We start from the raw sequence: 25104 nt of genomic DNA on the forward strand, positions 1-25104 counted from the left end.
AACCGACTTGGCGATTTTTTGTATTTTACGCTTATAGAAAATAACATAAAAAAAGAGGCCATAGCCTCTTTAATATTGTATTTACTTACTTTTAGCTACCCTTCATCTACCACTTGTTGCAACTCGGTATCACTTAAGTGAGCAACATTACGGCTGGTGCGCAAAAATATAGTGTGCTCACAAATATTTCGCGCATGATCACCAACCCGCTCTAACGCTTTAGCAACCTGCATAATTTGTAAGCTGGTGGTAATTTGTTCGGCATTTTGACGCATATCCTGCAAACACTGCTGGGTAATGCCGGCATAATCCGCATCAATGGCACTATCTGCTCGCAGTACTGTTAATGCTTCACTGACATCAACACGTTCAAATGCCACTAAGGCACGGCTTAGCATCTGTAACACCTTTGTGCCCATTAGCGTTAACTGCCCTAGCTGTGCCGGCTGTGGACGATTACTATCAGGCTCTTTTAGCAGTACTTTAGCAATTCGCTTAGCTAAGTCGCCAATGCGTTCAATATCATTAACCGCTTTTAGCACTGATAGCACTAAACGCAGGTCACTCGCTGCTGGCTGGCGCCTAGCTAAAATAAGTAAACAATGCTCACTTATCTCTACTTCAAAAGTATTTACCTTGCGGTCAAACGCTTTTACTTGCTGCGCTAAGGTTAAATTAGCGGTGGTAAACGCTGCCATAGCATCGGTTAGCTGCTGTTGTGCTAGTGTAGCCATTTGCAATAAGCAGACTACGGCTTGGTGTAATTCTGCATCATAAGCCTGCGAATAATGGCTGCCGAGCTTACTGTTTGGCATAACATTCGTCTCCTAAAATTGTGATAGCGCTGGCCATAACATTTAACCGTAACGTCCAGTAATATAGTCCTCTGTGCGTTTTAACTTTGGGTTAGTAAAAAGATCATTGGTGTTACCCAATTCAATTAAATTACCCAAATGAAAAAATGCTGTACGATCAGATATTCTCGCAGCCTGCTGCATATTGTGTGTCACCATCACAATAGTGAAATTTTGCTTTAGCTCATCAATAAGCTCTTCAATAATCAAGGTAGCGATAGGGTCAAGCGCTGAACACGGCTCGTCCATTAGAATAACTTCTGGGCTTACCGCGATGGTTCTGGCAATACATAAACGTTGCTGCTGGCCACCAGACAAACCGGTGCCGGGTTGGTCTAAACGATCTTTTACTTCATTCCATAACCCCGCACGGCGTAGGCTCGACTCAACAATGTCGTCTAAATCGGCTTTGCGCGCCGCTAAACCATGCAATTTCGGGCCATAGGCAATATTTTCATAAATGGACTTAGGAAAGGGGTTCGGCTTTTGAAACACCATGCCCACCTGTGCGCGCAACTGCACGACGTCTAGCTCCGGCTGATGAATATCCTGATTATCAAGCAAAATGCTGCCTGTAACTCGACAGTGCTCAATGGTATCGTTCATCCGGTTCATACAGCGTAAAAATGTTGATTTACCGCAGCCTGAAGGGCCTATAAACGCGATAACTTCATTTTGGTATACGTCCATACTGATGCCATGCAGCGCCTGATTATTGCCATAGAACACCGCTACATCTTTTGCGCTAATTTTTATCGGGGCTGAGTTAGTCATGCGTTTATCCGTTACCTTAAAATCGAAAATTCTTTTGTTACCGCAGCTGCTTCGCTCGCTTACCAGTGCCGCTGATATTTTCTCCGCAGCCATATCGCTACGCCATTTAAACTTAGCATCATCATTAGCAATACAATAATAGCGGCAGAGGTACGGGCTTCAAAAAAGTTACGCAACTCATTACCCTGCCATAAATAAATTTGTACTGGTAAAGCACTGGCCTGCTCCAAGGGTGACGCCGGTACTGATGCGACAAAGGACTTCATGCCGATAAGCAATAGCGGTGCCGTTTCACCCAAGGCTTGAGCGACACCTAAAATGGCACCGGTTAAAATACCCGGTATGGCTAGCGGCAACACATGGTGAAAAATAGACTGCATTTTTGAAGCACCAAGCCCCAGTGCTGCCTGACGAATAGATGGCGGTATTGCCTTTAACGTTGAGCGGGTCGCAATAATAACGGTTGGTAACGTCATTAACGACAACACTAAACCACCAACAATAGGTGCCGACATGGGTAAATTAAACCAGCCAATTAGCACCGACGCTCCGAGTAAACCAAACACAATAGAAGGCACTGCTGCCAAGTTATTAATATTTACTTCAACTAAGTCAGTCAGTTTATTGCGTGGTGCAAACTCTTCTAAATAAATGGCCGCGCCAACTGCCATTGGCACGGCTAAAAAGATCACCACCAACATCATATAAAAAGAGCCCATAAAGGCACCAGCCAAACCGGCTGATGCTAGCGAACTACGTGAATCTGCATTCATAAATAGGGCTAGGCTAAAACGATTTTTGATCACCCCATTTGCCGCTAATGCATCTACCCAGTCGCGCATGTTGGCACTAAGTTGCTGTTGCTCGTCGGGTAAACTGCGGTCAATATTACCTTTTAACCAAACATCAATATTGGCGTCGGTTAACAGGTTTAAACGGCGGGTTTGGCCAATAATACTCGGCTCAGCTACAACCATATCTCGCAAAGCAAAGCGCTCACCCGATGTTACCAAGCGTGCGAGGTCGCGTTTATGTTTGGTGCCATCTGGCACCAATTTTTGCAAGCTATCGGTTATTAAGCGATTAAAGTTAATAAAACCGACTTCCGTTTGCCAGGCCAGAAAACGCTGTTGATAATCAGCGGTCAATTCATCAGCGCGACGCTCTGGCTTAGCTGAAATAGCAATAATTTGTGGGTCAAAATAAATATCTAAAGTAATAGCAGACTGCCAAAATGCGGGTAACCCTTTAGAAAATATATTGGCAAATAAAATAGCCACTAACGCCAAGCTAATAAGCACCGCGCTATAACCCAAGCGGCGAAACCAAGTTTCTTTACGCTGACGGTGGCGCAATGAAGCAATCACCTTTTGCTGCACTAAGCTTAACGTTGCAGTATGCGGTATAGATTTATCGGTAATTATCTTCATAGCTTACTCGTATTGCTCACGGTATTTACGCACTATCACCAGTGCCATAACGTTTAATAGCAAGGTAATAACAAATAGGGTTAAGCCTAGGGCAAATGCGACTAGCGATTGCGGGCTGGAAAAGTCGTTATCACCGGTTAGCTGGTTCACTATAGTTACCGTAACCGTAGACACCGCTTCAAACGGGTTAGCAGTAAGCGCTGGGCTATTACCGGCTGCGAGTACCACAATCATAGTTTCACCAATAGCGCGACTGGCGGCTAGTAATACCGCGCCAACAATACCGGGCAAGGCAGCAGGTAATACTACTTTTAAAATAGTTTCTGATTTTGTTGCGCCAAGGCCTAAAGAGCCATCACGCATGGCTTTGGGTACCTGAGTAAGAATGTCGTCTGACAACGATGAAATAAACGGAATAATCATAATACCCATCACTACGCCGGCCGTTAACGCTGAGGTAGCGTTAATATTAAGGCCAAGCGCTGCACCTAAATCACGTAAAAAGGGGCCAACACTAACCAAGGCAAAAAAGCCATAAACAATAGTAGGAATGCCAGCGAGAACTTCAATTAATGGCTTCGCGATATTACGAAAACGCAATGATGCATATTCTGCCAAATAGACGGCTACCATCAGTCCCAGAGGTATCGCGACCAGCATGGCAATACCGGCAATTAGTGTGGTGCCCGCCAACAGGGGCAATAAGCCAAAACTGCCTTGCTGCTGGGTGCCGACTGTTGAAAATCGAGGGTTCCAACTGGTGCCGAAGAAAAACTCAGTAGGCGGAATATAACTAAAAAACTTTAGCGTTTCGCCCACCATTGATAACACGATGCCAATGGTCGTTAACACCGCAACGGCAGAGCACAGGATCAGCAAGACTTTAACTACGCGCTCTATTTGCTGCCGTGCTTTTAGTTTGGGTGTAATGCTATACAAGCTAACTAGCATACCAATAGCCACAATAACGGCCATTAGCGCACTAAGAACAATAGTGCTGTTGGCCTTAAGCTGCCGCAGGTGAACTGCTGCTGCGCGCTCCCAAGGCTCCGCATCAGCAACTACACCAAAGTTGCCGGCTAAATTACTAATGCGCTGTAGCATTACACGAAGCTCGTCCGCTTTTAAGCTAGTTACATCTATAGGTACTGCCGATAACAGCATGCTATTAATCACTGTTGGCGCTAACAACAACCACAGCAGTAAAATAATAAATGCTGGCAGTGCCGCCCATAACGCAACCAACATACCGTAATGATGTGAGCGAGAATGCATGGGCACATTAAGCTGCGACTTAGCAACGTTTCGGCTGCGAACCAGACCAAATTGGTAACCTAGCGCCATAACTAGCAATAGCACTAAAATTAACGAAAGGTTACTCATGGTTGCTCCATAAAAGTCGTTTTTTAGATAAGGTATTCTGGTGCGTAGTGTAAGTCAGTTATATTTCAGTTTTATGACAATAGCCGTAAGCAAAAAAGAGCTATATAACATAGCTCTTTTTTAACCGCACATCTGAGCTTACTAGAGTGACGCTTTAAGCTTAATATTCTGCTGCGTTTGCTCACGTTCAGCATTAGCAAGAGGTATTAAACCGGCACTTTCTAGCACACTGCCAAAGCCAGACATAGTGTCACTAATATGAAATAACGCATATTCTTGTAAGCCTGGCACTACACCGATATGAGCGCCTTTAATGTATATATACAGCGGGCGCGATACCGGATATTCACCAGCAATAATGGTATCTAAATTTGGCTCAACACCGGACATGGTGGCTACTTTAATGCGGTCGCGGTTAGCTTCATAAAAACTTAAACCAAATACGCCCAAGGTTTCTTTTTGCGCGGTTAAGCGCGCTAACGCTTCAGTGTAATCTCCAGCAATTTCAACTACTCGACCATCATTACGGGTGGCAGTGCAAATAGCTTTAGCTTCGCTTTGTTCTAGCGTATTAATTTCGGCCAAACTTTCACAGCCGGGGATCACCACTTTTTCTTCATACACTTCTCGCGTACCGTGATTAGAGCCCGGAATAGCCAGGAGTATGTCCTGATCTGGCAGGTTTTTATCAATTTGATTCCAGCGCGTATAGGGGTTTACTACTAGCTTTCCGGCCTGTGGCACCTTAGCCGCCTGCGCTAAAAATATATGCTGTGGCTCTAATTTAAACACTGCAGCATCGGTGCGCGACGCAAACACAATGCCATCGTAACCAATTTTTATTTCAATAATTTGTTTTACCCCATTAGCTTTGCAGGCTTCAACCTCATTGGGCCGAATTTTTCGCGAAGAATTGGCCACATCAATAGTGTTCTCACCGACGCCTTGGCAAAACTGACGTAAGCCACCTGACGAGCCACCTGAACCAACCACCGGCGTGCGAAACTGCGCAAAGTTATTACCAAACTCCTCGGCGACAATTGACGAAAAGGGCAGTACTGTAGAGGAACCGGCAATTTGAATGGTATCGCGACTTTTTGCCTCAGCCATCGCTGATAGCGCTAAAGCGGTTACAGAAATTAGCAACATAGTCGCTTTTTTATTCGGCTTCATATCTTTTCCTTGGCTGTCCAATGTAAATACAGCACTAGTTTGCTGCATATTTATTACAGTAGTATGACAACGAGGGGGGATTGTTCGATGAGCACTAATACCTTGCAGTTAAGCTGATAGCACAAATAAAAAAGCCCAGCTTATTGCTGGGCTTTTTGGTATTTACATAAAACTTAGTTAGCAGTTACTTCAACCAAAGTTGAAGCTTGCTTAACGCCGTTAGCATCTTTAAAAGAAACCACACCCAAATAAGGGAATGCGCTTGCAGTCAGGTTATTTGTCATCACAGCAACAATGTTTGGCCTACCAGCAATAGCACGCGTACTTGCCGACAGTTTTGTCGTCGTTTCTTGTGCGTCAACTACCCAAACTGGCATAGTATAGTTAGCTTTGGCTTGGCCCTTTAAATCATAACCATGCACAAAGGCTAAGTAGAAATCACCTGCAGCATCATTAGCTGCTGGCTGCGGATTAAGCACGGTAACTACCTCATTACCACCCGTATTCAGTGAAGTACCAACCCTAGTACATGAATAAGCAATACAGCGATAAACATGTAAGTCTAAATCGGCACCAGCTACATCAGATAAACCGTCGTATAAACTAAAACGTGCAACACTAGTACCCGCAGGCACCAGGAAAGCATGGAAACCTAAGCCTGCTTCATTAAAGGTAAAAGCTCCATCCGCATCTTGCGAAACCACACCGCTAGAACCAAATGGTGCACTAACACCGCTAACTTCGGCACTGGTTACACCGCTAAAGTTCATTTGTACGTCAAAGGCAACGCGGCCAGCTTTAGCTTTTACGAGACCTTTAACCACTTCAGGCGCAACAATTAACTTAGGTGATTCAACCTTTATCGCAATTGGGCTGCGAACAGTATGCACACCATCAGACCACGTAATTGCACCAAACGCCCACTTGCCAATTACGGCATTAGCTTTTGGCGTAAACTTGATACCGTAACCAACGGTTGCACCAGCAGCTACTGCCATGGTGTTGCCACCTTCGGTAGTAAGTACCTGAACATCAACACCAGCTGGAGCTTGAACGGTCGCAGTATAAACTGATGCGGCACCACTCACGTCAGTAACTACACGAGTTAAGGTTTGCGCCGCTGTTAACTCTGCAATAGCTATAGAAGGTAAGTTCAGCTGACTAGGATCAGTATCATAGTTTGCTGCCTCAAATTGCGCACAAGTATAACCACTCGCACTTTGCACAAAACTAGATTTACCTACACCACATAAGAAAGCGAAGTAATCTAAGCTAGTAATATCATAAGTTAAACCTGGATCAGTCGCTTTGTTTGGTACCGCATGACCTGCACCAAAATCAAACGGGTCCGCTGGGGTTGTGCCATTTTCTTTTTTCACATTTTGACGGGCAGTGGTCATTAACGCTGATTTAATCATCGCAGGAGACCAATTTGGATGCGCCTCTTTAACTAACGCTGCCATACCTGCAATATGCGGGCTAGACATAGACGTACCTTGCAGATAAATAAAGCTAACACCTGCTGGGCCAGACATGGGTTGTGATGAACCACCGGCTAAAATCTTAACACCCGGCGCTGTAATATCAGGCTTGATAACATCATAAGTTGCAATGTTAGGACCACGTGACGAGAAGCCAGCCATTAGGTTGCCTACTTCAGGCACGCCTTCAATAAAGATTGACGGGCTCATTTTTACATTTACTACACCACCAGCAGTAACTTCAGCATTAAACGCTGTACCTGCGGCTAAGGTTGTCATTACCGCTGGAATAGTGAAACTGTCAGTACCACCCATAGGGATCGGAGCAACTGCAGAATTGTTATAAACGATAACACCGGCAGCACCTGCGGCTTGCGCTTCAGCAATTTTTATATCAAACGAACAGTCGCCGCGCTGAATTAGCGCAAATTTTCCAGCAATATCCGCAGCATTAGTTAACGGCGTACAGGCTAATAATGGCGAAGCAACTACCACATCAGCACTAATATCACCGGTTGCACTTAGTGGCTTAGACGTAGCTCCTTCCACCGCAATATAAGTGCCTTGCAATGAACCTGCAGTTACTTCAATGCCGTTAGCAATACTAAGACCATCGTACGTTGATGCAGCAACGGTAGTTACCCAAGGTACTGGCGTACCAACGGTGCCAGCACCTGGACCACTGTTACCGGCAGACACCGCAACAAACACACCCGCCTGAGCGGCTCGTAATTTAGCTGCTGCTGCTATCGTAGTTAGGTCAGTTAAACTACCACCGATAGAATAGTTAATAACGTCTACGCCGTCAGCCACTGCAGCATCAATAGCGGCCATAGTATCACCGTAGAAACAACCGCGCTCTTGTGCGCCGGTTGGGCTAACATAATCGCTATTCCAACACGCCTTGTACATAGCAACGCGGGCACGTGGTGCAATACCCGACACAGTGGCGACTGGCGTGCCATTAAATACGGCTGTTACTCCAGCATTACCACCGGCAGTTGATGAGGTGTGTGTACCGTGGTTATCAGCATCGCGTGGTGAAATAAACTCACCTGGCTGAATAGCGTAAGTGCTGGCAAACGACTGATTAAAGTAGCGTGCACCAATCAATTTATTGTTACAGGTGAAAGCCGCGTCTTCGCCCGAGTCACAAGTACCATTCCAACCTTCTAATGGCGCATAAGAGCCATCATCAGCAAAACTTGGATGCTCTGGCCAAATACCACTATCAACAATACCAATTACAACATCTTCACCTTTCACACCCAGCGTATGTAAACCATTAGGCGTATCAGTAAGGCCAAGAAATGCGGGCGTGTTAGACGTGGTTAATTGTTGTAATTCATCACGCCATACACCGACCACGTTCGGATGATTACGTAAGGTTTCTGCCTGTGCAGCAGTCATTTTTGCCGAGAAACCGTTAAAAGTATGAGTATAAGAATGCAGTAAAGTATCAACACCGCTTTGCGCTGCTAAATTTTCTTGAAAGGCTTTTAAACTCGCGGTATAGCTTTGCATACGTGAAGAAGATGAATTATAACGGTTTAACGCTTTTGTTACCGATTGCTTTGCTGGCAATAACTCACCTAGCTCTTCTGCTTTTTCTACGCCTGTTTTACCTTTAAGTTGCACTATATAAGACACCGCATCAGTTGCATCAGCAGATTGCTGTAACTGTGCTGGGCTTATATTCACCTCGTACGGGCTATTCATTTGTTGAGCGTGAACCACTCCCACAGCCATTGCGACAGCAATTGCAGTACGAGACATAATTTTGTTCAGTTGCATGGATGTTCTCCGGTTATTTTTTTATTTAGCAACACACTTTTATTTTGTAATTTTGTCTAGATCATTATTTATTAATCGACAATTTAATTTTTTTAAAACTAATTTCACATAACTGTAAAATAATTGGACAGGTTGCAAACAAGTAGTGTTGCGCAACAACACCACTAGCTATGACCGCCCACTTTGAAACATTAAATTACATCTGTGATAAAAGTGATAAAAAATCTGACACTTAAAACATTTCTAACAAACAAATTAGGCACGACGACGTAACAACAAGCCGCCCATAACAGATAGCATTAAAAACAGCGTACCAGGCTCCGGCACAGTTACGCCGCTTACAACTGGTGCACCCATCAGCATATAATCGTCAATAAGGTAGTCACCGTCAGCTGTATAAATAGTAAAGAACCCTAAATCAAAATCTGCGAACCAGCTGCCCTGAAAGGCAAAGAAATCGGAAACGTCATTAGCGTCGAAGTTTAAAAACGTCAGGCCGGCAAATAAATTATCGATATCGAACGAAGCAGAAAAATCAAAAACTTCGCCTATTTCATAACCAAATAATTCAAAAGCATGCCACTGAGACACATTACCATCAGCATCAATATCGGCAGTGTCAATTGACAGGAAGCCAAAGCTGCTGCCGTCATCAAACAAAAACTCTTGAGTAATAATTGGTGAAGCTTGCGCAGTTTGGGTTGCAGCAAAACTGCTTAGTACCAAGGTTGCGACAGCAAACATTATGGATTTCAACATGGGTATTCCTCTGGATATTATTATTAGTTTTAGTAATTGCAATTACATGCAACATTAACTATGCACAAAGCAATCCAACCAAACACTAATCCTATATTCCAAAAAAATATAACATATATCCAAATCAACTTTAGAGACAAATGAGTGAATGAATTTTAGGCAATAAAAAAGCGAACCGAGGTTCGCTGTTTTATTGTTGATAGGTCGCTGGTGATTATGACCAGTTCAGAATTACTTTACCTGACTGACCAGAACACATAATCTCGAAACCTTCTTGGTAGTTTTCCATCGGCATTTCATGAGTAATCATTGGCGTTAAATCTAACCCCGACTGAATTAAACTGGCCATTTTGTACCAAGTTTCAAACATCTCGCGACCGTAAATACCTTTGATTACTAAGCCTTTAAAAATAACTTTATTCCAATCTACTGCCATATCAGACGGCGGAATACCTAGCATCGCAATTTTGCCACCGTGATTCATGGTATCAAGCATGCTACGAAACGCGGCTGGCACACCGGACATTTCCAGACCAACATCAAAACCTTCGGTCATACCCAGTTCGTTCATCACGTCTTTTAGGTTTTGTTTACTAACGTCTACGGCACGGGTAGCACCCATTTTAAGCGCTAAATCTAAGCGGTATTGGTTTACATCAGTTATAACCACATGCCGGGCGCCAACGTGTCGCGCTACGGCTGCTGCCATAATGCCGATTGGCCCAGCACCGGTAATAAGCACGTCTTCACCCACTAAATCGAACGACAGTGCGGTATGCACGGCATTACCGAACGGGTCAAAAATAGCCGCGATATTGTCAGGAATATTGTCAGCTAATTTAAACGCGTTATACGCTGGGATGACTAAGTACTCGGCAAAAGCACCCGGACGGTTAACACCAACACCTGTGGTGTTACGGCATAAATGTACTCGCCCAGCCCGACAGTTACGGCAATAACCACAGGTAATATGGCCTTCACCCGACACGCGGTCACCTACTTTAAAACCACGCACTTCTGAACCCATGCCTTCAATTACACCAACATACTCATGACCTACTACCATGCCATGTGGAATCGTGTTTTGTGCCCACTCATCCCATTTATAAATATGTACGTCGGTACCGCAAATAGCGGTTTTTTTAATACGTATTAATACATCATTCGGGCCGACTTCTGGCTTATCAACTTCAGTTTGCCAAATACCCGGTTCTGCTTTTAACTTTGCTAATGCTTTCATTTTACGTCCCGCCCTTATGCGATCACGCCCATGTCTTTACCAATACGGATAAAGGCATCTATAGCCTTATCCAATTGTGCTTTATTATGTGCTGCTGAAATTTGTGTCCGGATCCGCGCTTGGCCTTTTGGCACTACTGGAAATGAGAAGCCAACCACGTAAATACCTTCTTCTAACATCCGTTTTGCCATTTCTGAGGCAACTTTGGCATCACCTAACATCACCGGAATAATGGCATGATCTTTACCAGCTAACGTAAAACCAGCAGCTGACATTTTTTCCCGGAAATAATTAGCATTATCCCAAAGCTTGGCACGCAGTGCATCACCCTGCTGCAGCATCTGTAATACTTTAATTGACGCAGCAACAATAGATGGCGCTAATGAATTAGAGAACAGATACGGCCGTGAGCGCTGACGCAGCCATTCAATCACTTCCTTTTTACCTGAGGTGTAACCACCTGACGCGCCACCTAATGCTTTGCCTAAAGTACCCGTGATGATATCTACTCGCTCTGTCACACCACAATACTCTGGGGTGCCACGGCCATTTTCGCCAACAAAGCCCACAGCATGACTGTCATCAACCATCACCATCGCGCCGTATTTATCGGCCAGATCGCAGATAGATTTTAGATCGGCAATTACGCCGTCCATTGAAAATACACCGTCGGTGGCAATTAATTTAAAACGCGCGCCATCGGCATCGGCTTGCTTTAATTGCGCTTCTAACTCGGCCATGTTGTTATTGGCATAACGGTAACGCTTGGCTTTACATAAACGCACACCATCAATAATAGAGGCGTGATTTAGTGCATCAGAAATAATCGCATCGTCAGCGCCCAGTAGGGTTTCGAATAAACCGGTGTTGGCATCAAAACACGACGAATACAAAATGGTGTCTTCAGTGCCTAAAAAGCTACTGATATTTTGCTCTAAAGTTTTATGAATATCTTGAGTGCCACAAATAAAGCGCACTGAGGCTACGCCAAAGCCATGGCTGGTTAAACCTTGCTGAGCAGCAGCAATAAGATCAGGATGATTGGCTAAACCTAAATAGTTGTTAGCACAAAAATTTAGTACCTGCTTACCAGCAACACTAACGCTGGCCTGTTGCTGCGAGGTAATAATACGCTCTGCCTTGTATAAACCTTCTGCTTTAACATCATCGGTTTGCTGTTGTAAGTGTTGCAGAAAAGCACTGCTGCGCATAAAACCTCCAGTTACTGGCTAAGAACAGAAAAACGGCGCTATTGTATAGCGTATAAAGCAAGCCTGCAGCGCTTTTACATTATGTTGTGTGCTGCTCAGACCTGATAGTGTCAAGTTTACCCTACAACCGCGCTGTTTAATTGGCCAGTGCTTCATACTGTTGCTGTAAGCGCGCAATACGCGGCTTAGCTTGTTCAGTCGCGTAGGGTTTAAATAACAATAACACTTTGAGAACGCCTTGATACACACTCGCCTGATCAATGGCTTTGTCTGGCGCTTGGGTTTTTAAATAGCTAATCCAAAACGTTACTAACAGCTTAATACTGTGCGCTAAATCAATCACGTCTTCGTCATCAATGGCAATAATACCCGACTGCTTAAGCGAGCGTAACACGGCAGTAACGCGCGCCAAAACACCTTGTTGCACCAGTTGATAATCTTGCTGCAATGCGGCATCTCGCGCCAAAATATCGGGTAAGTTGGCGTAAAAAAAATGAAACCGCCACATCAGTTCAAACACGGCATCCAAATAACTGGCCAACGCATCCAGTGCTTCGGTTTTATCCGATGGTGGTTTAATGCGCGTTTCTAATAACTTGGCATATTCTTTGAAAATTTGCCGCACAATGTCTTCTTTATTACGAAAATGGTAATAAAGGTTACCGGGGCTAATGCCCAAATGTGCCGCAATATGATTAGTCGTAACCTGGCGTTCACCCACCTGGTTAAATAACTCTACACTGGCTTGCAGAATTTTATCTTTTGTTCTGAGCTTTTTTTCCATCTGCGAAACAGGCTTATTGTTTATTAAATTAATTTGCTATAGTAACGCCAAATTGACTAAAAACTCTAGTCGTTGCGAAATCTGCATTTTAACTTAGCATGGAATGCCTCTAACAATATGAAAATTAAAGCCATTTACCCAGGCACTTTCGACCCTCTTACTAACGGTCACGCCGATTTAGTGCAGCGCGCAGCCCGAATGTTTGACAGTGTTATTGTCGGCGTTGCAGCTAACCCAAGCAAGCAACCCTTGTTTAGCCTGCAAGAACGGGTTGCTTTAGCACAACGGGCTTTTGCCGGCATTGATAATGTTAGCGTAATAGGTTTTTCGGGTTTATTGGCTAAGTTTGCAGAAGATCAGCATGCGGCGGTGTTAATTCGCGGCGTGCGCGCCGTTGCCGATTTTGAATACGAGTTTCAATTAGCCAGTATGAACCGACAGTTGAACCCAGCGTTAGATAGTATTTTTATGACACCGTCGGAAAAAAACTCATTTATCTCATCGACTCTAGTCAAAGAGGTATGTCGGCACGGTGGTGACGTGTCCAGCTTTGTTCCCGCCGATGTTGAACTAGCCCTAAAAGCCAAATTTAAATTATGACATTAAAACCAACGATTATTGCCACACTGTTGTTGGCATTACCCGCCAGCGCTGCGCCCTGGGTAGACACCACAGATAATTATTTACGCCAATCGTTGCAAACACTGGCGCAGGCTGGCGTTATAACAGGCCCAGTAAACACCTACCCTTTAATGTGGAAAAACATTGTAGGCGATTTAGCGGCGGCGCAAGAACAACCAACAGAAGAATTACGCTTTGCACTAGCTCATGTTAGATCAGCGTTAAACGCTAACCAACAAGATTACATTGCCGGTATTAAGTTAAAAGCCAGCACGAACCCGTCGCTGTATCAAAGTTTCGGCGAAAGCTATTTTGAAAAAGCTGATGCCAGTATTTTTAAAGAATACCTTGGCGAAAACTGGGCGGCTAAAACGCAGGTTAATTATCGTAAGCTTGAAAATGGCAGCCATGAGCAAGATGTTACGCTAGATGGCAGTTATCTGGCATTTATTGCTGGCAACTGGGTGTTGGCTCTTGATCAACAGCCGCTATGGTGGGGGCCAGGGCAACAAACCTCACTGTTACTAAGCAATAACGCCAGACCAATACCTTCGTTGCGGTTAAGCCGTCATAGCTGGCAAGCGAGTGAAAATAGCTTATTTAGCTGGCTGGGGCCATGGAGCTTTACCAGTTTTATCGGTCAGGGTGAACACCATAGTATACCGCAACAAATTAAGCATTTTGGCGCACGCTTTAGTGCTAGGCCGTTACCTGAATTAGAGCTGGGTTTATCGCGCATTAGTCAGTGGGGTGGCGATACCTTAGACAACGGCCTTAGCGCATTTGGCCAGATGTTATTGTTAAATGATCAACATAATTCTGATAACTTGGTTGGGTTAGATGCCACCTTGCACCTTAATCTGTTTCATCAACCTCTGAGTATTTATGCTGAACTTGCCAACGACAGCGGTGGTCGCAACCTAAGCACACCTATGCAGCTTTATGGCGTACGTAGCTTTTTTGGTAGCAGCAGCACAATACACACCATTAATTTAGAATGGTCGAATACTTATATTCGTTGTGATAGCGCACTACAAACTGGTGATTGCGCATACGAAGGTGACATTTATCCGCAAGGTTACCGCCGCTATGGTCGAGTTATCGGTAGTGGCTATGGTAGCGATGCGCGAGTATTATCGGCGGGTTATCGTTTTCAAACTTTTGATGGCTATAGCTGGGCGGTTAGCCTACTGCACGGTGAGTTTTTAGCTGCCAACTCTAATTTAAAAAACTGGCAGTTACGACTTGAATATCGCCAGCCGTTGTTTAACGGCTTGCTAAGTATTGAAGGTCGAGTGTTTGATAAATCGCCGCAACCCGAGCTTAATATTAAACGTGGTAGTTTAGCCGCCACTTGGGAATATCGTTTCTAGCTATCACTGCCAACGGGTCATTTTATGGCCCTTCAGTGCATAAAACAGAATAAATGCATAACATGGCAACATCACAATATAAGCACCTTGTTGCCCCAACCCCGTGCCACTAGCTAAACCCCAAAATACTGGGCCAAAAGCACCACCGGCAATACCCATAATAAGTAATGCCGAACCGGTACTAGTTAACTCACCTAAACCTGACAACGCCAACGGCCACACTGCCGGCCAAACAATAGCATTAGCCAATCCAAGTACAGCTATACACAGCAGCGTATCGGGTAGCGCTGCGCCACCTAATGGCAGCAATACGTTATTAGCGATGATATAAGATGAGGTATCACTCAGTACAATTAAGCCGACTAACAACACACCTAAAATAGCAGAAGTTGCTAACGCAGCTTGTTGTGATAGCACTCGCGGGATCAATACTATTCCCAGTATATAACCCAGTACCATACAACCCATAGTATAAGAGGTCATTACCGTGTAACGCTCGACACCAAGCGATAAGGCAAATAAACCAATGGTATCACCAGCAATAACTTCAACCGCTACATAAACAAATAACGCTAATACGCCTAATACTAAACTAGGTTTTGCTAATACCGCTTTAATTAACTGCACACTATTGGTGTTATTCGATTCTTTTTCTAATTCAGGTAACGGCGCAAACTTTACAGCCAGTGCTAGCACGCCTAAAAATATAGCTAAACCAAGGTAAGGTAAAACTAAACTAGCGGCCATTTCATCAATTTGTATGCTTGTTAGCACAGTATCAGAAGTTGAGATAAAGCTATTGGCGATTAACGCGGTAAACACAACCGGTGCGGCAACTCCCGCGGTTTTATTTAAAATACCCATAACACTGATACGTACGGCAGCGGTTTTTTCTGGGCCAATTTTAACTACGTATGGGTTTACAGCGGTTTGCAATAACGTTTGCCCAGCGCCAATAACCAACTGCGCTAATAAAAATAAAGCGAACGTTTGTGTTTCTGCGGCAGGAATGTACAGCAAGCCGGCCAGCATCATGGTTGCCATGCCTAACGCCATGCCATTTTTGTAGCCGACTTTACGAATTAACCACGCCGAAGGTAAGGCTGTGAACGTTACGGCGATATAAAAAGAGAACACCACAAATGACGCCTGCAGTGGCGTTAAGTTAAGCATTTGTTTTAAGTAAGGCATTAACGAACCATTAAGCCAAGTAGCAAAGCCCAAAACAAAAAACAAGATTGCAACTATTGCCATTGGCACTAGGCTGCTGCGAGCTTTAACCGGTTCAGCTGTCATTTCCATACTTGTTCCCTGCTTTATTATAATTTTTATAAGGCGTTATAAATTGGCTGACCATTAATCCAACAAGCGAGCACCTGCCAGTTATCATTAATGAATACGAAATCTGCCGGCGCACCGACAACAATACGGCCAGCGTTACTGCGTGATAAAAACTGTGCAGGGTATAGCGACGCCATTCGTAGCGCTTCTGCAGGGCTAACGTCTAGCTGCTGCACGGCATATTGTACCGCACCGGCCATATCTAATACCGAGCCCGCTAAAGAGCCAGCTTCATTAGTTAATTTGCTTCCGTCACGCACTACTTTACCGCTAAAAAAATCAAACTCGGTATCATTAGTACCTACTGGCGACATCGCATCAGTTACCAGCATTAACTTACCTTGTGGCTTAGCGGCTAACGCCACCTTTGCCGCAACAGGGTGCAAATGATGGCCATCTAAAATAATACCGCACCAACTATTCGGGTCGCTAAGCGCCACACCAACCATGCCGGGTTCGCGTGACGTTAACGGCGACATCGCATTATATAAATGCGTAAAACCGCTCGCACCTGCTGCAAGTGCAGCCTGCACGGTTGCGGCATCGGCATTTGAGTGGCCAAGGCAAACAATGACGTTTAGTGCTACTAGCTGGCTAATTTGGGCTGGGCTTACATTTTCGGGGGCTACAGTAACTAACTTTACGCCTAAATCCGTACGCGCATAAATGGCTAACTCGGCAGCGCTTAATGGACGAATATAGTGCTCAGAATGCACACCTTTTTTTGCCACTGATAAATGCGGGCCTTCAAAATGCACACCAATAATTCCAGGCTCTTGCGCAGCAATAGCTGTTGCTATTGCATCAGCAGCTTGCTGCATAACGGCAACATTATCCGTAATAACTGTCGGCAGCATTGCCGTAGTACCAAACTGCGCATGCGCCCGCAGCATAGTGCGCAGTGACTGCAGGTTTGGTATCGCATTAAACAATGCCCCGCCACCACCATTTACCTGCACGTCAATAAAACCGGGCACTAACATGCCAGACTGAATATTGCCAACCGCGGGTACTACCGAGTGCACACTACAGTTATCAATATTGACACTCACATTATCGAACCACTGTTCACCGTCAAATAGCCGGCTGACACTCAACTGCTGCATGCGCTTAATACCACTATGTTAGATTAAACCGTTTTAGTTACTTTATTTAAGCCCGGTGGCGCATCAGGGTTAATTCCTCTGCTACGTGCAACCACTTCTACATCTAAATAAAACCGCTGTAAAATTACTAAAGGCAATACTCGGTTATACGCATCAACACCGTTATGATGCAGCGGAATTATAGTAGCGCCACGGCGGCGCACATCATCAATCTGGCTACGATGCGCACTCAAGCTTTCATCAGCCACCGTAACATCAACAATAGTAAAAGGATGTTTAACTAAGGTGACGGGGCCATGTAAAAACTCGGCACTAGAGAACGCTTCAGCATGAATACCGCAAACTTCTTTAAGTTTTAGTGCGATCTCCCGCGAAATGGCATAACCGAAACCGCGACCTAACACGACTAAATGCGCGACGTTTTCTAACGCTGCAGCAGTTAATTGCGGCGCTAACTCAATTGCTTTAGTCAACGTCTGTGGCAACTGTTGCACAGCTTGCTGTAACGCCTTGTTATCTGACCAAACCGATACCAAGTGTAAAATAGCGCTTAATGTTGCTAAATAACTTTTGGTGGCGGCTACTGCTTTTTCTGCACCAACGTATAATGGCAGCGCATAATGCGCCTGCTCTGCTAGCGGAGAGCTAGTATCATTTACCAAAGCCACTACCATGGCACCACTGCGCTTGGCCATATCAACTTGGGCAAGAATATCTGGGCTGCGGCCTGATTGAGAGATCACTAAAACCAACGCATCTTTAAGTTGCAGTGATTTATTATAAACACTAGCAATTGATGGCGCGGCGGCCGATACCGGCAAGCCAACTTCAATTTCAATTAAATATTTAGCAAACACACCAGCATGGTCAGACGACCCCCGACCAACCATATAGACGAATTTAGGCGCGCGCTCAGAAATAGCCGTCACAATCTGTTCTACCAGATTAGCATTGGCAGCTAACTGTTCAGCAATACGCTGAGGCGCTTCTCTAGCCTCTAACGCCATGATACTGTTACTCATTCATTCTTCCCTATAATGACAGCAGCAGCCGTTGCTGCTGCCTAAAGTACCAAACTAGCTGGCTTCTGCGGATTTTTTAACTAATTTTTGCGTATGCTGTAGCGACATAAGCTGAGCATAGATTGCAGTGAGGTAACCACTTTTACGTAGATCTAGAAAGGCCTCGTCATTTAATTCATTCAGCTTTTTCTCGTCGATAAGATAAATACCGTTAATACGGCGCTCTTCACCATTAATCGTTAATGTAAGCGTTTGCTCCTGAATTAAATCTAAGCTTTGTAATTTAGCCACAAAGTTACGGGTTACTACACCCATTTCAATGTAATCTGACATTTGTTGCTTACGATAAGTTAAAAACTCACTTTCGCTGCCATCTTCATTGAATAACGCATTACCTTCAGCCTGGCTAACACGCTCAGAGTTTTCATCTAATGCGATTAATAAGCGCTCACTGTCTTGTTGTTCTTGCACTAGCAGTAGCGGGTAATTACGAATTGCGCGTGGCACATACAGCGCTTGCCATTGGTTATCTTGCATAAACAAATTCTGTTTTGTTGCCAAACCCAACATAGCTACCGCTTGAAACGTATCTTCGCTTTTCACAAATACAATGGGAAACTCGGCGCCCGCTACCACAAACTCATGCACCACTACCGGCAATAAATGTTCGTTATCAATATGAGAAAAGGCATTATTGTTGTTAATTTTTGTTGTCGCGTGCTGCTCTTTATTTAGCGGCACAATCTTTTGCGCTGAAGTCATAAACTACTCTTTATTCTGATCATTAATTTGAGAAGTGCTGATGGTCGTAATGTAACGTTAAATGCTTACCCCTTATGCCATCAGCAGTGCGGACTTATCATGCTCTAAGTTAGCTATAGGATCAACAGGTCAAAACCAGTTTAATAACACAAGGTGCATAGCACTAAAGTAGCGTTGTTGTAACACATTAGCGCTTCTAACATAGGCGATATCATAGTTACGGGAGTTAACCGCATGCAAATTCTAATTACAGGTGGCACTGGAGGCATTGGTTTTGCTATTGCTAGCCATTTTGCTGAGCAACAGCACCAGGTCATTATTGCTGATTTACACCAAGCAAGTATCGACACTAAAGTCGCACAGCTAAAGCAGCTTGGTTATCACGCCGAAGGCATCTTGCTGGATGTTACTAATGCCGATTCTATCGCGCGCTGTGCCGCGCAATATAATATTGATGTGTTAGTTAATAATGCTGGTATTCAACATGTCGCACGCTTGGAAGATTTTCCACCAGAAAAATGGCAGATGCTATTAAACGTTATGCTAACCGGGCCTGCCATGCTCAGCCGCGCCTTACTGCCGGGTATGCGCGAGCGTAATTTTGGCCGTATTATTAATATAGGCTCTATTCATGCGTTAATAGCATCGCCGTTTAAATCGGCCTATGTAGCCGCCAAGCATGGTTTACTCGGTTTTAGTAAGGTGGTTGCGTTAGAAAACGCCGACAAAAATTTTACGATTAACACCGTTTGCCCTGCCTATGTTAAAACGCCGCTAGTAGAGCAACAAATAGCAGCGCAAGCAAAAGAGCACAACTTAACCGAGCAGCAAGTAATTGAACAAATTATGCTGGCCCCTATGCCACAAAAAGCCTTTATTGGCGTTGATGAAATTGCCGCTACTACGGCGTTTTTATGCAGTGACGCAGCTCGGCATATGACGGCACAAACGTTAGTACTAGATGGTGGCTGGACAGCGCGCTAGCTCAGCATTAAAAACTCAGGCACAATCGAGCAACAGAAAAAATGATCACAGCGCCTGAGTTTATGAATTTAACCGGTAGCAGCATAGGTATTGGCACCATTGCTGCGCTTTCGTTAATCTATTTGCTAATTTTATTTAGCGTTGGTCACTTTGGCCGGCGCATTAATAGCAAGCATCCGCTCGCACCTTGGGTATTTAGCTTTGCATTATCTATTTATTGCACCTCGTGGGCATTTTATGGTGTTACCGCCCAAGCCGCGGTTAACGGTTGGTGGATGCCGCCAACCTACATCGGCTCATTCATTCTGTTTTGGTTTGGTTTTAAGCTAGTAGCCCATATTGCTATTGCCTGTCGGCGTTATCGCATTACTTCTATCGCCGACTTTATCGCCACCCGCTTTGGCCACTCGCGCTTACTAGCGGTTATTACTACACTTATTTTGCTGATGTCGGTTATTCCCTACATTGCGCTGCAGCTACAAGCCGTTTCTACCAGTATTAATACATTAGTCGTTAGTGCGCCTAACGACGCTTGGTATGCTGATACTGGCCTGTATGTCAGTTTATGGATGGCCGTGTTTGCGCTACTATTTGTTAGCAAAGGCGCAAAAGCACATCAGCCCAACCCCGGCTTAATGACGGCCATCGCCTTTGAATCCTTAGTAAAACTATTAGCCCTGTTAGCCATTGCCTCTTTCGTGTTTTGGGGCATGTATGATGGCGTAGCACAAATTTTTCAGCTTGCCGGCCAAAGTAACGCGGTGCAACAAGTGCAACAACAGGCACTGCCCACGCACACTTACTGGCTGCACGTATTATTGGGTTTTGCCGCTACCTTATGCTTACCGCGCCAGTTTCACGTTACCTTTGTTGAAGGCCAACATCTTGGCCATTTGCGCAGTGCCCGCTGGATTTTTCCACTCTATTTACTGCTAATGGGCATGTTTACTCTACCGCTGGCGCTAGCCGGGGTAATGCTACTGGGTGCCGATGCCAATATTGATTTGGTATTGCTACAACTACCACTAGCTGCGCAGCGTACCGATATGGCATTGCTGGCCTACCTTGGTGGGTTTTCTGCCGCAACCAGTATGGTGGTGGTGGCAACCGTGGTATTGGGTATTATGATCACCAACGAATTACTGGCACCCGTTATTTATCGCACGCCAGCTAACCAACCAACACCCGCTAAACATATTAAAATTGCCACTCTGCGCCGCATTGCCATGCTTACGGTAATGGCGCTGGGCTATGTGTATTATCGCTGGATCGGCACCGCCACAGGCTTAGCTCAATTAGGCTTAATGGCGTTTGCACTGGTGGCGCAGCTGGCGCCGGTATTAATTCTGGGCCTACTTAGCCGCAATATCAACCGTCAGGGCGCTATTGCCGGCTTGTGTGGTGGCGCTATCGCTTGGGCCTACATTATTTTACTGCCCGAACTAAGCCGGGCCGGGTTAATTGGCCAAGCATGGTTAGAGCAAGGGCCATTTGGTATTAGCTATTTGGCACCGCACCATCTATTTGGCTTAGATGCCGATGTTATCAGCATAGGTACGCTAGTTAGCCTCAGCTTAAACTGTTTATTGGTTGTATTGGTTAGTCGTTTTAGTGTTACCCGCGTTGGCGAATGGCTAGAAAGTGGGCGGTTTTTACGCACTCAAGTGAGCAGCCAACCTACTCGACCACTCAATTTATCGGTGCAAGATTGTTATTTATTAGTAAAGCGTTTTGCGGGTGATAAAGAAGCACAGCGCTTATTACAGCGCAATTTAAAAGAGCCTCACGAGTTACAGCAGCTTGCTCCAGCTAACCTACTGCAAGCAGCCGAACGCAGCCTAGCGGCCGTAGTCGGTGGCGCTTCAATGCGCTTAATTATGGATGCCAGTGGCCGCCATGCGGCGTTACCGCTTGAATCCGTCGCACGTTTTGTTGACGAAGCCAGCCAAGTATTTCAGTTTAACCAAGCCCTGCTGCGCTCAACTATCGATAACATTAGCCAAGGTATTAGCGTAGTAGATGCTGATCTTCGCCTAATTGCCTGGAATCAGCGTTATATTGATATGTTTAGCTACCCCGCGGGTTTAGTTGAAGTTGGCAAACCGGTAGCCGATGTTATTCGTTACAACCTTGAACGTGGCCTCATTGATAGCGACAATATCGACGCTGAAATTCAAAAGCGTTTAAGTTATTTAAAACAAGGTAGTGCCTATAAATTTCAGCGCCGCCAGCAAAATGGCAGCGTACTAGAAATGCAAGGTAATCCATTACCTGGTGGCGGCTTTGTTACTACTTATAGCGACGTTAGTACCTTTATTGATACGCAGCAGCAACTAGAGCAACGCGTAACTGAACGCACCCAAGCATTGCAGCAATTAAACCAGCAGCTGCAATTAGCCCAACAAAAAATAGAGGAAAGCACCCAAGCTAAAACCCGTTTTTTTGCCGCAGCTAGCCATGATTTAATGCAGCCCTTTAATGCTTCGGCATTATTTGCCAGCCTACTACGCGACAAACAAACTACACCGGAGCTAAAGCAGCTCAGTCAAAATTTAATTAGCTCATTAAATTCGGCCGAAGAACTATTAGGCGCAATTTTAGAACTGACCAAGCTCGACTCTGGAGTAATAACCGCTAATGTGCAAAGCATTAGCTTGCATGCCTTATTAGATGATATTGCGCGTGATGCGGCAATACTGGCGGCAGAAAAAGGCTTAAAACTGCATTACATCCCGTCAAAACTAGCGGTTAGCACCGATAGAAAACTACTAAAGCGCGTAGTGCAAAACCTATTAGCCAATGCTATTCGTTACACCACCACCGGTAAGGTGTTGCTTGGCGTAAAACGCTGTGGTAGCGATATACGCATCTGTGTGCTTGATACCGGTATCGGCATAGCTGAAAACGAGCAACTGCGTATTTTTGATGAGTTTCAACAAGGTGAACAACAAGATCAACGTGGTTTAGGCTTAGGTTTAGCCATAGCCAACCGTATTACCGGTATTCTTGGTCACAACTTGAAATTACAGTCTGAAGTTGGTAAAGGCAGCTGCTTTAGCATTCAGTTACCGCTAGCCACCACTGCGCCTGCCGTTATCCGTAGCATACACCAGCCTAATATCGCCGCCAGCTTTGCTGGCAAAACCATTTTGTTATTAGACAATGAACCGCAACTACGCAGTGCAGTAAGTGAATTATTGCGTAGCTGGCAGGTAGAGGTTACCGCTGTTGGCTTGCCTACAGATGCCGAGCAAGCGCTAAAACAAGGTTTAAGGCCAGATTTACTGTTGTTTGACTATCATTTAGATAACAACGAAATGGGCGTAGAAGTGGCCAACAAGCTGGTTGCACAGTTTGAGTTAACCGCGCCGGTAATTATTCACTCGGCTGATCATAATGAAGCTATTCGCGAACATGCACTAAACGCCGGCTTTTACTTTTTACTTAAACCATTAAAGCCAGTGGCGTTAAAAAGGCTGTTTACTCGATTACTTCAATAGTTAATATCGCCTTGCTTGTCGCTCAAAAAATCAGCTATCGAACTGGCGTACTGTATTCCTTAATTTATTCCTACACTCAACTTTCATTGTTAATAGCTTGAGTAATTTCAGAATAAATTGTTCTTGGCAAAATAACGCACAATCTATAACAAAAAAGAATATAACAAGTCATTGCCATTAACGATTAACCACATTATGTTGCACACCGTTACAAATTACGTCGTATTGTAAATGAAAGTGTGGGGCTGTTGTGAAAGACAAAGGATTGTTTCGCGCTAATGCTGTAAAACAGCAAAGCGCGCGCTTAGATGGCGATGTTATTATTGCTCAGCCCGTTAGTAGTAGCTTATTAACCGGCATTTTATTGTGTGTCATTGTTGCCATTGTTGTATTTCTTGGCGCGACTTCATTTAATCGCAAAGAAACCGTTAGCGGCTATTTAAAGCCGGATATTGGCTTAGCCAAGGTAGCATCATCCCGCACTGGGGTTATTCAGCAGATTTATGTTGATGATGGCCAGCAGGTACAAGCCGGTGACCGACTGGCACTGGTGGCTATTCCGGAACACCTATCCGCAGGAGACAGCCTTACCGGCACCCTGTTTCAGGGCTTGCTGCAACAAACCGAACTGGTTAATGTGCGTAAGCAGCAAGTTATCAGCCAGCTTTCTCAGCAAGAAGTCGAGCTTACCACCCGGCTAACCTTAAGCCGCAACCTGCTAAGTGATATTGGCGCGCAACAGCAATTACTGCAACAACGCTTACAGCTCAATCAGCAGCGTTATCAGAATTACCAGAATTTAACTGACCGCGGTGCCATCTCTACTAATGAGCTGCAACAACAGCATGAGCTGGTACTGAATATTCAGCAGCAACTGGCCGAGTTAAATGCCAGCGAGCAAAGCCAAAAAGCCCAGATAGAACAACTTAGCGGCCAGTTACAGCGCCTGCCAAGTGAACAGCAACAACAACTGGCTGTGCTCGACAGTGATATTTCCCGCCTTAAGCAGCAACAAACCGAGCTTAATGCCCGTGGAGAGCTGTTAATCACCGCCCCGATAACCGGCCGGGTGACCAATCTGGTAGCAGAAATAGGCAACAATGTGCAAATGGGCTTACCACTGCTAACGATAATGCCGGATAACGCAGCATTGCAGGCCGTATTGTTGGTGCCCACCCGCGCTTATGGCTTTGTTATGCCAGGCCAGCGCACCCGCTTACGCTTTGACGCCTTTCCATATCAGCGTTTTGGCTTATATGAGGGCGAAGTAATAAAAACGGCGCAGGCTATCGTACTTCCGAATGAAGTAGATATGCCTGTCGCCGTACAGGAGCCAGTGTACCGGGTAGAGGTAGCCTTGGCTTCGCAACACATCCGCGCTTATGGCAACACAGTCCCGCTGCAATCGGGCATGCTGTTAAGCGCAGATATCGTGCTGGAACAACGCAGCCTGTTAGCATGGTTGTTCGAGCCGGTTTTAAGCCTGAAAGGGCGGTTATAACGCTCGTAACG

General features: G+C 45.1%; 19 protein-coding genes. 5 read left to right on the forward strand and 14 right to left on the reverse strand.

What is annotated here, in order from left to right:
- Nucleotides 1-95 precede the first annotated feature (95 nt).
- From phoU to E0Z06_RS12940, 10 genes are all read right to left on the reverse strand, one after another.
- Nucleotides 96-815, reverse strand: coding sequence for a phosphate signaling complex protein PhoU (gene phoU, locus E0Z06_RS12895; protein WP_132585363.1), 720 nt, complete (start codon nucleotides 813-815; stop codon nucleotides 96-98).
- A gap of 42 nt (nucleotides 816-857) precedes the next feature.
- The gene (gene pstB, locus E0Z06_RS12900) at nucleotides 858-1628 is read right to left on the reverse strand and encodes a phosphate ABC transporter ATP-binding protein PstB (RefSeq protein ID WP_132585366.1); all 771 of its coding nucleotides are present in this window, start codon (nucleotides 1626-1628) and stop codon (nucleotides 858-860) included.
- A gap of 59 nt (nucleotides 1629-1687) precedes the next feature.
- Nucleotides 1688-3058 carry a phosphate ABC transporter permease PstA gene (pstA, locus tag E0Z06_RS12905; RefSeq protein ID WP_132585369.1) on the reverse strand — a complete coding sequence of 457 codons (1371 nt, stop codon included), beginning with the start codon at nucleotides 3056-3058 and terminating at the stop codon, nucleotides 1688-1690.
- A 3-nt stretch (nucleotides 3059-3061) separates the two neighbouring features.
- On the reverse strand, nucleotides 3062-4441 hold the full coding sequence (gene pstC, locus E0Z06_RS12910; protein WP_132585372.1) for a phosphate ABC transporter permease subunit PstC: 1380 nt from the start codon (nucleotides 4439-4441) through the stop codon (nucleotides 3062-3064).
- A gap of 141 nt (nucleotides 4442-4582) precedes the next feature.
- Nucleotides 4583-5614, reverse strand: a complete 1032-nt coding sequence (locus E0Z06_RS12915; protein WP_132585375.1) for a substrate-binding domain-containing protein — start codon at nucleotides 5612-5614, stop codon at nucleotides 4583-4585.
- A 173-nt stretch (nucleotides 5615-5787) separates the two neighbouring features.
- A complete protein-coding gene (locus E0Z06_RS15875) occupies nucleotides 5788-8889 on the reverse strand; it encodes a S8 family serine peptidase (protein ID WP_132585378.1) in 3102 nt (1033 codons plus the stop codon).
- 255 nt (nucleotides 8890-9144) lie between these two features.
- The gene (locus E0Z06_RS12925) at nucleotides 9145-9648 is read right to left on the reverse strand and encodes a PEP-CTERM sorting domain-containing protein (protein ID WP_132585381.1); all 504 of its coding nucleotides are present in this window, start codon (nucleotides 9646-9648) and stop codon (nucleotides 9145-9147) included.
- A 214-nt stretch (nucleotides 9649-9862) separates the two neighbouring features.
- Nucleotides 9863-10888, reverse strand: a complete 1026-nt coding sequence (gene tdh, locus E0Z06_RS12930; RefSeq protein ID WP_132585384.1) for an L-threonine 3-dehydrogenase — start codon at nucleotides 10886-10888, stop codon at nucleotides 9863-9865.
- 14 nt (nucleotides 10889-10902) lie between these two features.
- Nucleotides 10903-12099, reverse strand: a complete 1197-nt coding sequence (locus tag E0Z06_RS12935; protein ID WP_132585387.1) for a glycine C-acetyltransferase — start codon at nucleotides 12097-12099, stop codon at nucleotides 10903-10905.
- Between the two features lie 136 nt (nucleotides 12100-12235).
- The gene (locus E0Z06_RS12940; RefSeq protein WP_132585390.1) at nucleotides 12236-12883 is read right to left on the reverse strand and encodes a TetR/AcrR family transcriptional regulator; all 648 of its coding nucleotides are present in this window, start codon (nucleotides 12881-12883) and stop codon (nucleotides 12236-12238) included.
- Nucleotides 12884-13000: 117 nt separating this feature from the next.
- Here E0Z06_RS12940 and coaD point away from each other — a divergent pair, with 117 nt between their 5' ends.
- On the forward strand, nucleotides 13001-13483 hold the full coding sequence (coaD, locus tag E0Z06_RS12945) for a pantetheine-phosphate adenylyltransferase (RefSeq protein WP_132585393.1): 483 nt from the start codon (nucleotides 13001-13003) through the stop codon (nucleotides 13481-13483).
- Nucleotides 13480-14877 carry a capsule assembly Wzi family protein gene (locus E0Z06_RS12950; protein WP_132585396.1) on the forward strand — a complete coding sequence of 466 codons (1398 nt, stop codon included), beginning with the start codon at nucleotides 13480-13482 and terminating at the stop codon, nucleotides 14875-14877. Before coaD ends, E0Z06_RS12950 begins: the two co-directional genes overlap by 4 nt.
- Before the next feature lie 3 nt (nucleotides 14878-14880).
- Here the strand turns inward: E0Z06_RS12950 and E0Z06_RS12955 are convergent, their stop codons facing one another.
- The 4 genes from E0Z06_RS12955 to E0Z06_RS12970 are packed head-to-tail and all read right to left on the reverse strand — an operon-like array spanning nucleotide 14881 to nucleotide 19108.
- Complete coding sequence (locus tag E0Z06_RS12955) at nucleotides 14881-16179, reverse strand: sugar MFS transporter (RefSeq protein WP_207903089.1); 1299 nt, start codon at nucleotides 16177-16179, stop codon at nucleotides 14881-14883.
- Nucleotides 16180-16205: 26 nt separating this feature from the next.
- Nucleotides 16206-17324 (reverse strand): N-acetylglucosamine-6-phosphate deacetylase, encoded by a 1119-nt coding sequence (gene nagA, locus E0Z06_RS12960; protein WP_132585399.1) that lies wholly within the window; start codon nucleotides 17322-17324, stop codon nucleotides 16206-16208.
- Nucleotides 17325-17347: 23 nt separating this feature from the next.
- The gene (locus tag E0Z06_RS12965) at nucleotides 17348-18346 is read right to left on the reverse strand and encodes an SIS domain-containing protein (RefSeq protein WP_132585402.1); all 999 of its coding nucleotides are present in this window, start codon (nucleotides 18344-18346) and stop codon (nucleotides 17348-17350) included.
- Nucleotides 18347-18400: 54 nt separating this feature from the next.
- Entirely contained in the window at nucleotides 18401-19108 is a 708-nt protein-coding gene (locus E0Z06_RS12970) for a SapC family protein (RefSeq protein ID WP_132585405.1), read from the reverse strand.
- Between the two features lie 234 nt (nucleotides 19109-19342).
- Between E0Z06_RS12970 and E0Z06_RS12975 the strand changes: the two genes are divergently transcribed.
- The 3 genes from E0Z06_RS12975 to E0Z06_RS12985 all read left to right on the forward strand — a co-directional run bounded on the left by E0Z06_RS12975 (nucleotide 19343) and on the right by E0Z06_RS12985 (nucleotide 25093).
- Nucleotides 19343-20092 carry a 3-hydroxybutyrate dehydrogenase gene (locus tag E0Z06_RS12975; RefSeq protein ID WP_132585408.1) on the forward strand — a complete coding sequence of 250 codons (750 nt, stop codon included), beginning with the start codon at nucleotides 19343-19345 and terminating at the stop codon, nucleotides 20090-20092.
- A gap of 41 nt (nucleotides 20093-20133) precedes the next feature.
- Complete coding sequence (locus tag E0Z06_RS12980) at nucleotides 20134-23592, forward strand: PAS domain-containing hybrid sensor histidine kinase/response regulator (RefSeq protein ID WP_243695510.1); 3459 nt, start codon at nucleotides 20134-20136, stop codon at nucleotides 23590-23592.
- 250 nt (nucleotides 23593-23842) lie between these two features.
- Nucleotides 23843-25093 carry an HlyD family efflux transporter periplasmic adaptor subunit gene (locus E0Z06_RS12985; protein WP_132585411.1) on the forward strand — a complete coding sequence of 417 codons (1251 nt, stop codon included), beginning with the start codon at nucleotides 23843-23845 and terminating at the stop codon, nucleotides 25091-25093.
- Nucleotides 25094-25104 lie beyond the last annotated feature (11 nt).

Origin of the sequence: Rheinheimera sp. D18 (genome assembly GCF_004345025.1) — a bacterium.
Classification (GTDB): domain Bacteria; phylum Pseudomonadota; class Gammaproteobacteria; order Enterobacterales; family Alteromonadaceae; genus Alishewanella; species Alishewanella metallidurans.

Coding starts and splice junctions, on each gene's coding strand:
- phoU (WP_132585363.1), bottom strand. CDS start 815: ATGCCAAACAGTAAGCTCGGCAGCCATTATTCGCAGGCTTATGATGCA.
- E0Z06_RS12965 (WP_132585402.1), bottom strand. CDS start 18,346: ATGAGTAACAGTATCATGGCGTTAGAGGCTAGAGAAGCGCCTCAGCGT.
- E0Z06_RS12950 (WP_132585396.1), top strand. CDS start 13,480: ATGACATTAAAACCAACGATTATTGCCACACTGTTGTTGGCATTACCC.
- E0Z06_RS12925 (WP_132585381.1), bottom strand. CDS start 9,648: ATGTTGAAATCCATAATGTTTGCTGTCGCAACCTTGGTACTAAGCAGT.
- nagA (WP_132585399.1), bottom strand. CDS start 17,324: ATGCAGCAGTTGAGTGTCAGCCGGCTATTTGACGGTGAACAGTGGTTC.
- pstC (WP_132585372.1), bottom strand. CDS start 4,441: ATGAGTAACCTTTCGTTAATTTTAGTGCTATTGCTAGTTATGGCGCTA.
- pstB (WP_132585366.1), bottom strand. CDS start 1,628: ATGACTAACTCAGCCCCGATAAAAATTAGCGCAAAAGATGTAGCGGTG.
- E0Z06_RS12935 (WP_132585387.1), bottom strand. CDS start 12,099: ATGCGCAGCAGTGCTTTTCTGCAACACTTACAACAGCAAACCGATGAT.
- coaD (WP_132585393.1), top strand. CDS start 13,001: ATGAAAATTAAAGCCATTTACCCAGGCACTTTCGACCCTCTTACTAAC.
- E0Z06_RS12975 (WP_132585408.1), top strand. CDS start 19,343: ATGCAAATTCTAATTACAGGTGGCACTGGAGGCATTGGTTTTGCTATT.
- pstA (WP_132585369.1), bottom strand. CDS start 3,058: ATGAAGATAATTACCGATAAATCTATACCGCATACTGCAACGTTAAGC.
- E0Z06_RS12980 (WP_243695510.1), top strand. CDS start 20,134: ATGATCACAGCGCCTGAGTTTATGAATTTAACCGGTAGCAGCATAGGT.
- tdh (WP_132585384.1), bottom strand. CDS start 10,888: ATGAAAGCATTAGCAAAGTTAAAAGCAGAACCGGGTATTTGGCAAACT.
- E0Z06_RS12915 (WP_132585375.1), bottom strand. CDS start 5,614: ATGAAGCCGAATAAAAAAGCGACTATGTTGCTAATTTCTGTAACCGCT.
- E0Z06_RS15875 (WP_132585378.1), bottom strand. CDS start 8,889: ATGCAACTGAACAAAATTATGTCTCGTACTGCAATTGCTGTCGCAATG.
- E0Z06_RS12970 (WP_132585405.1), bottom strand. CDS start 19,108: ATGACTTCAGCGCAAAAGATTGTGCCGCTAAATAAAGAGCAGCACGCG.
- E0Z06_RS12940 (WP_132585390.1), bottom strand. CDS start 12,883: ATGGAAAAAAAGCTCAGAACAAAAGATAAAATTCTGCAAGCCAGTGTA.
- E0Z06_RS12955 (WP_207903089.1), bottom strand. CDS start 16,179: ATGGAAATGACAGCTGAACCGGTTAAAGCTCGCAGCAGCCTAGTGCCA.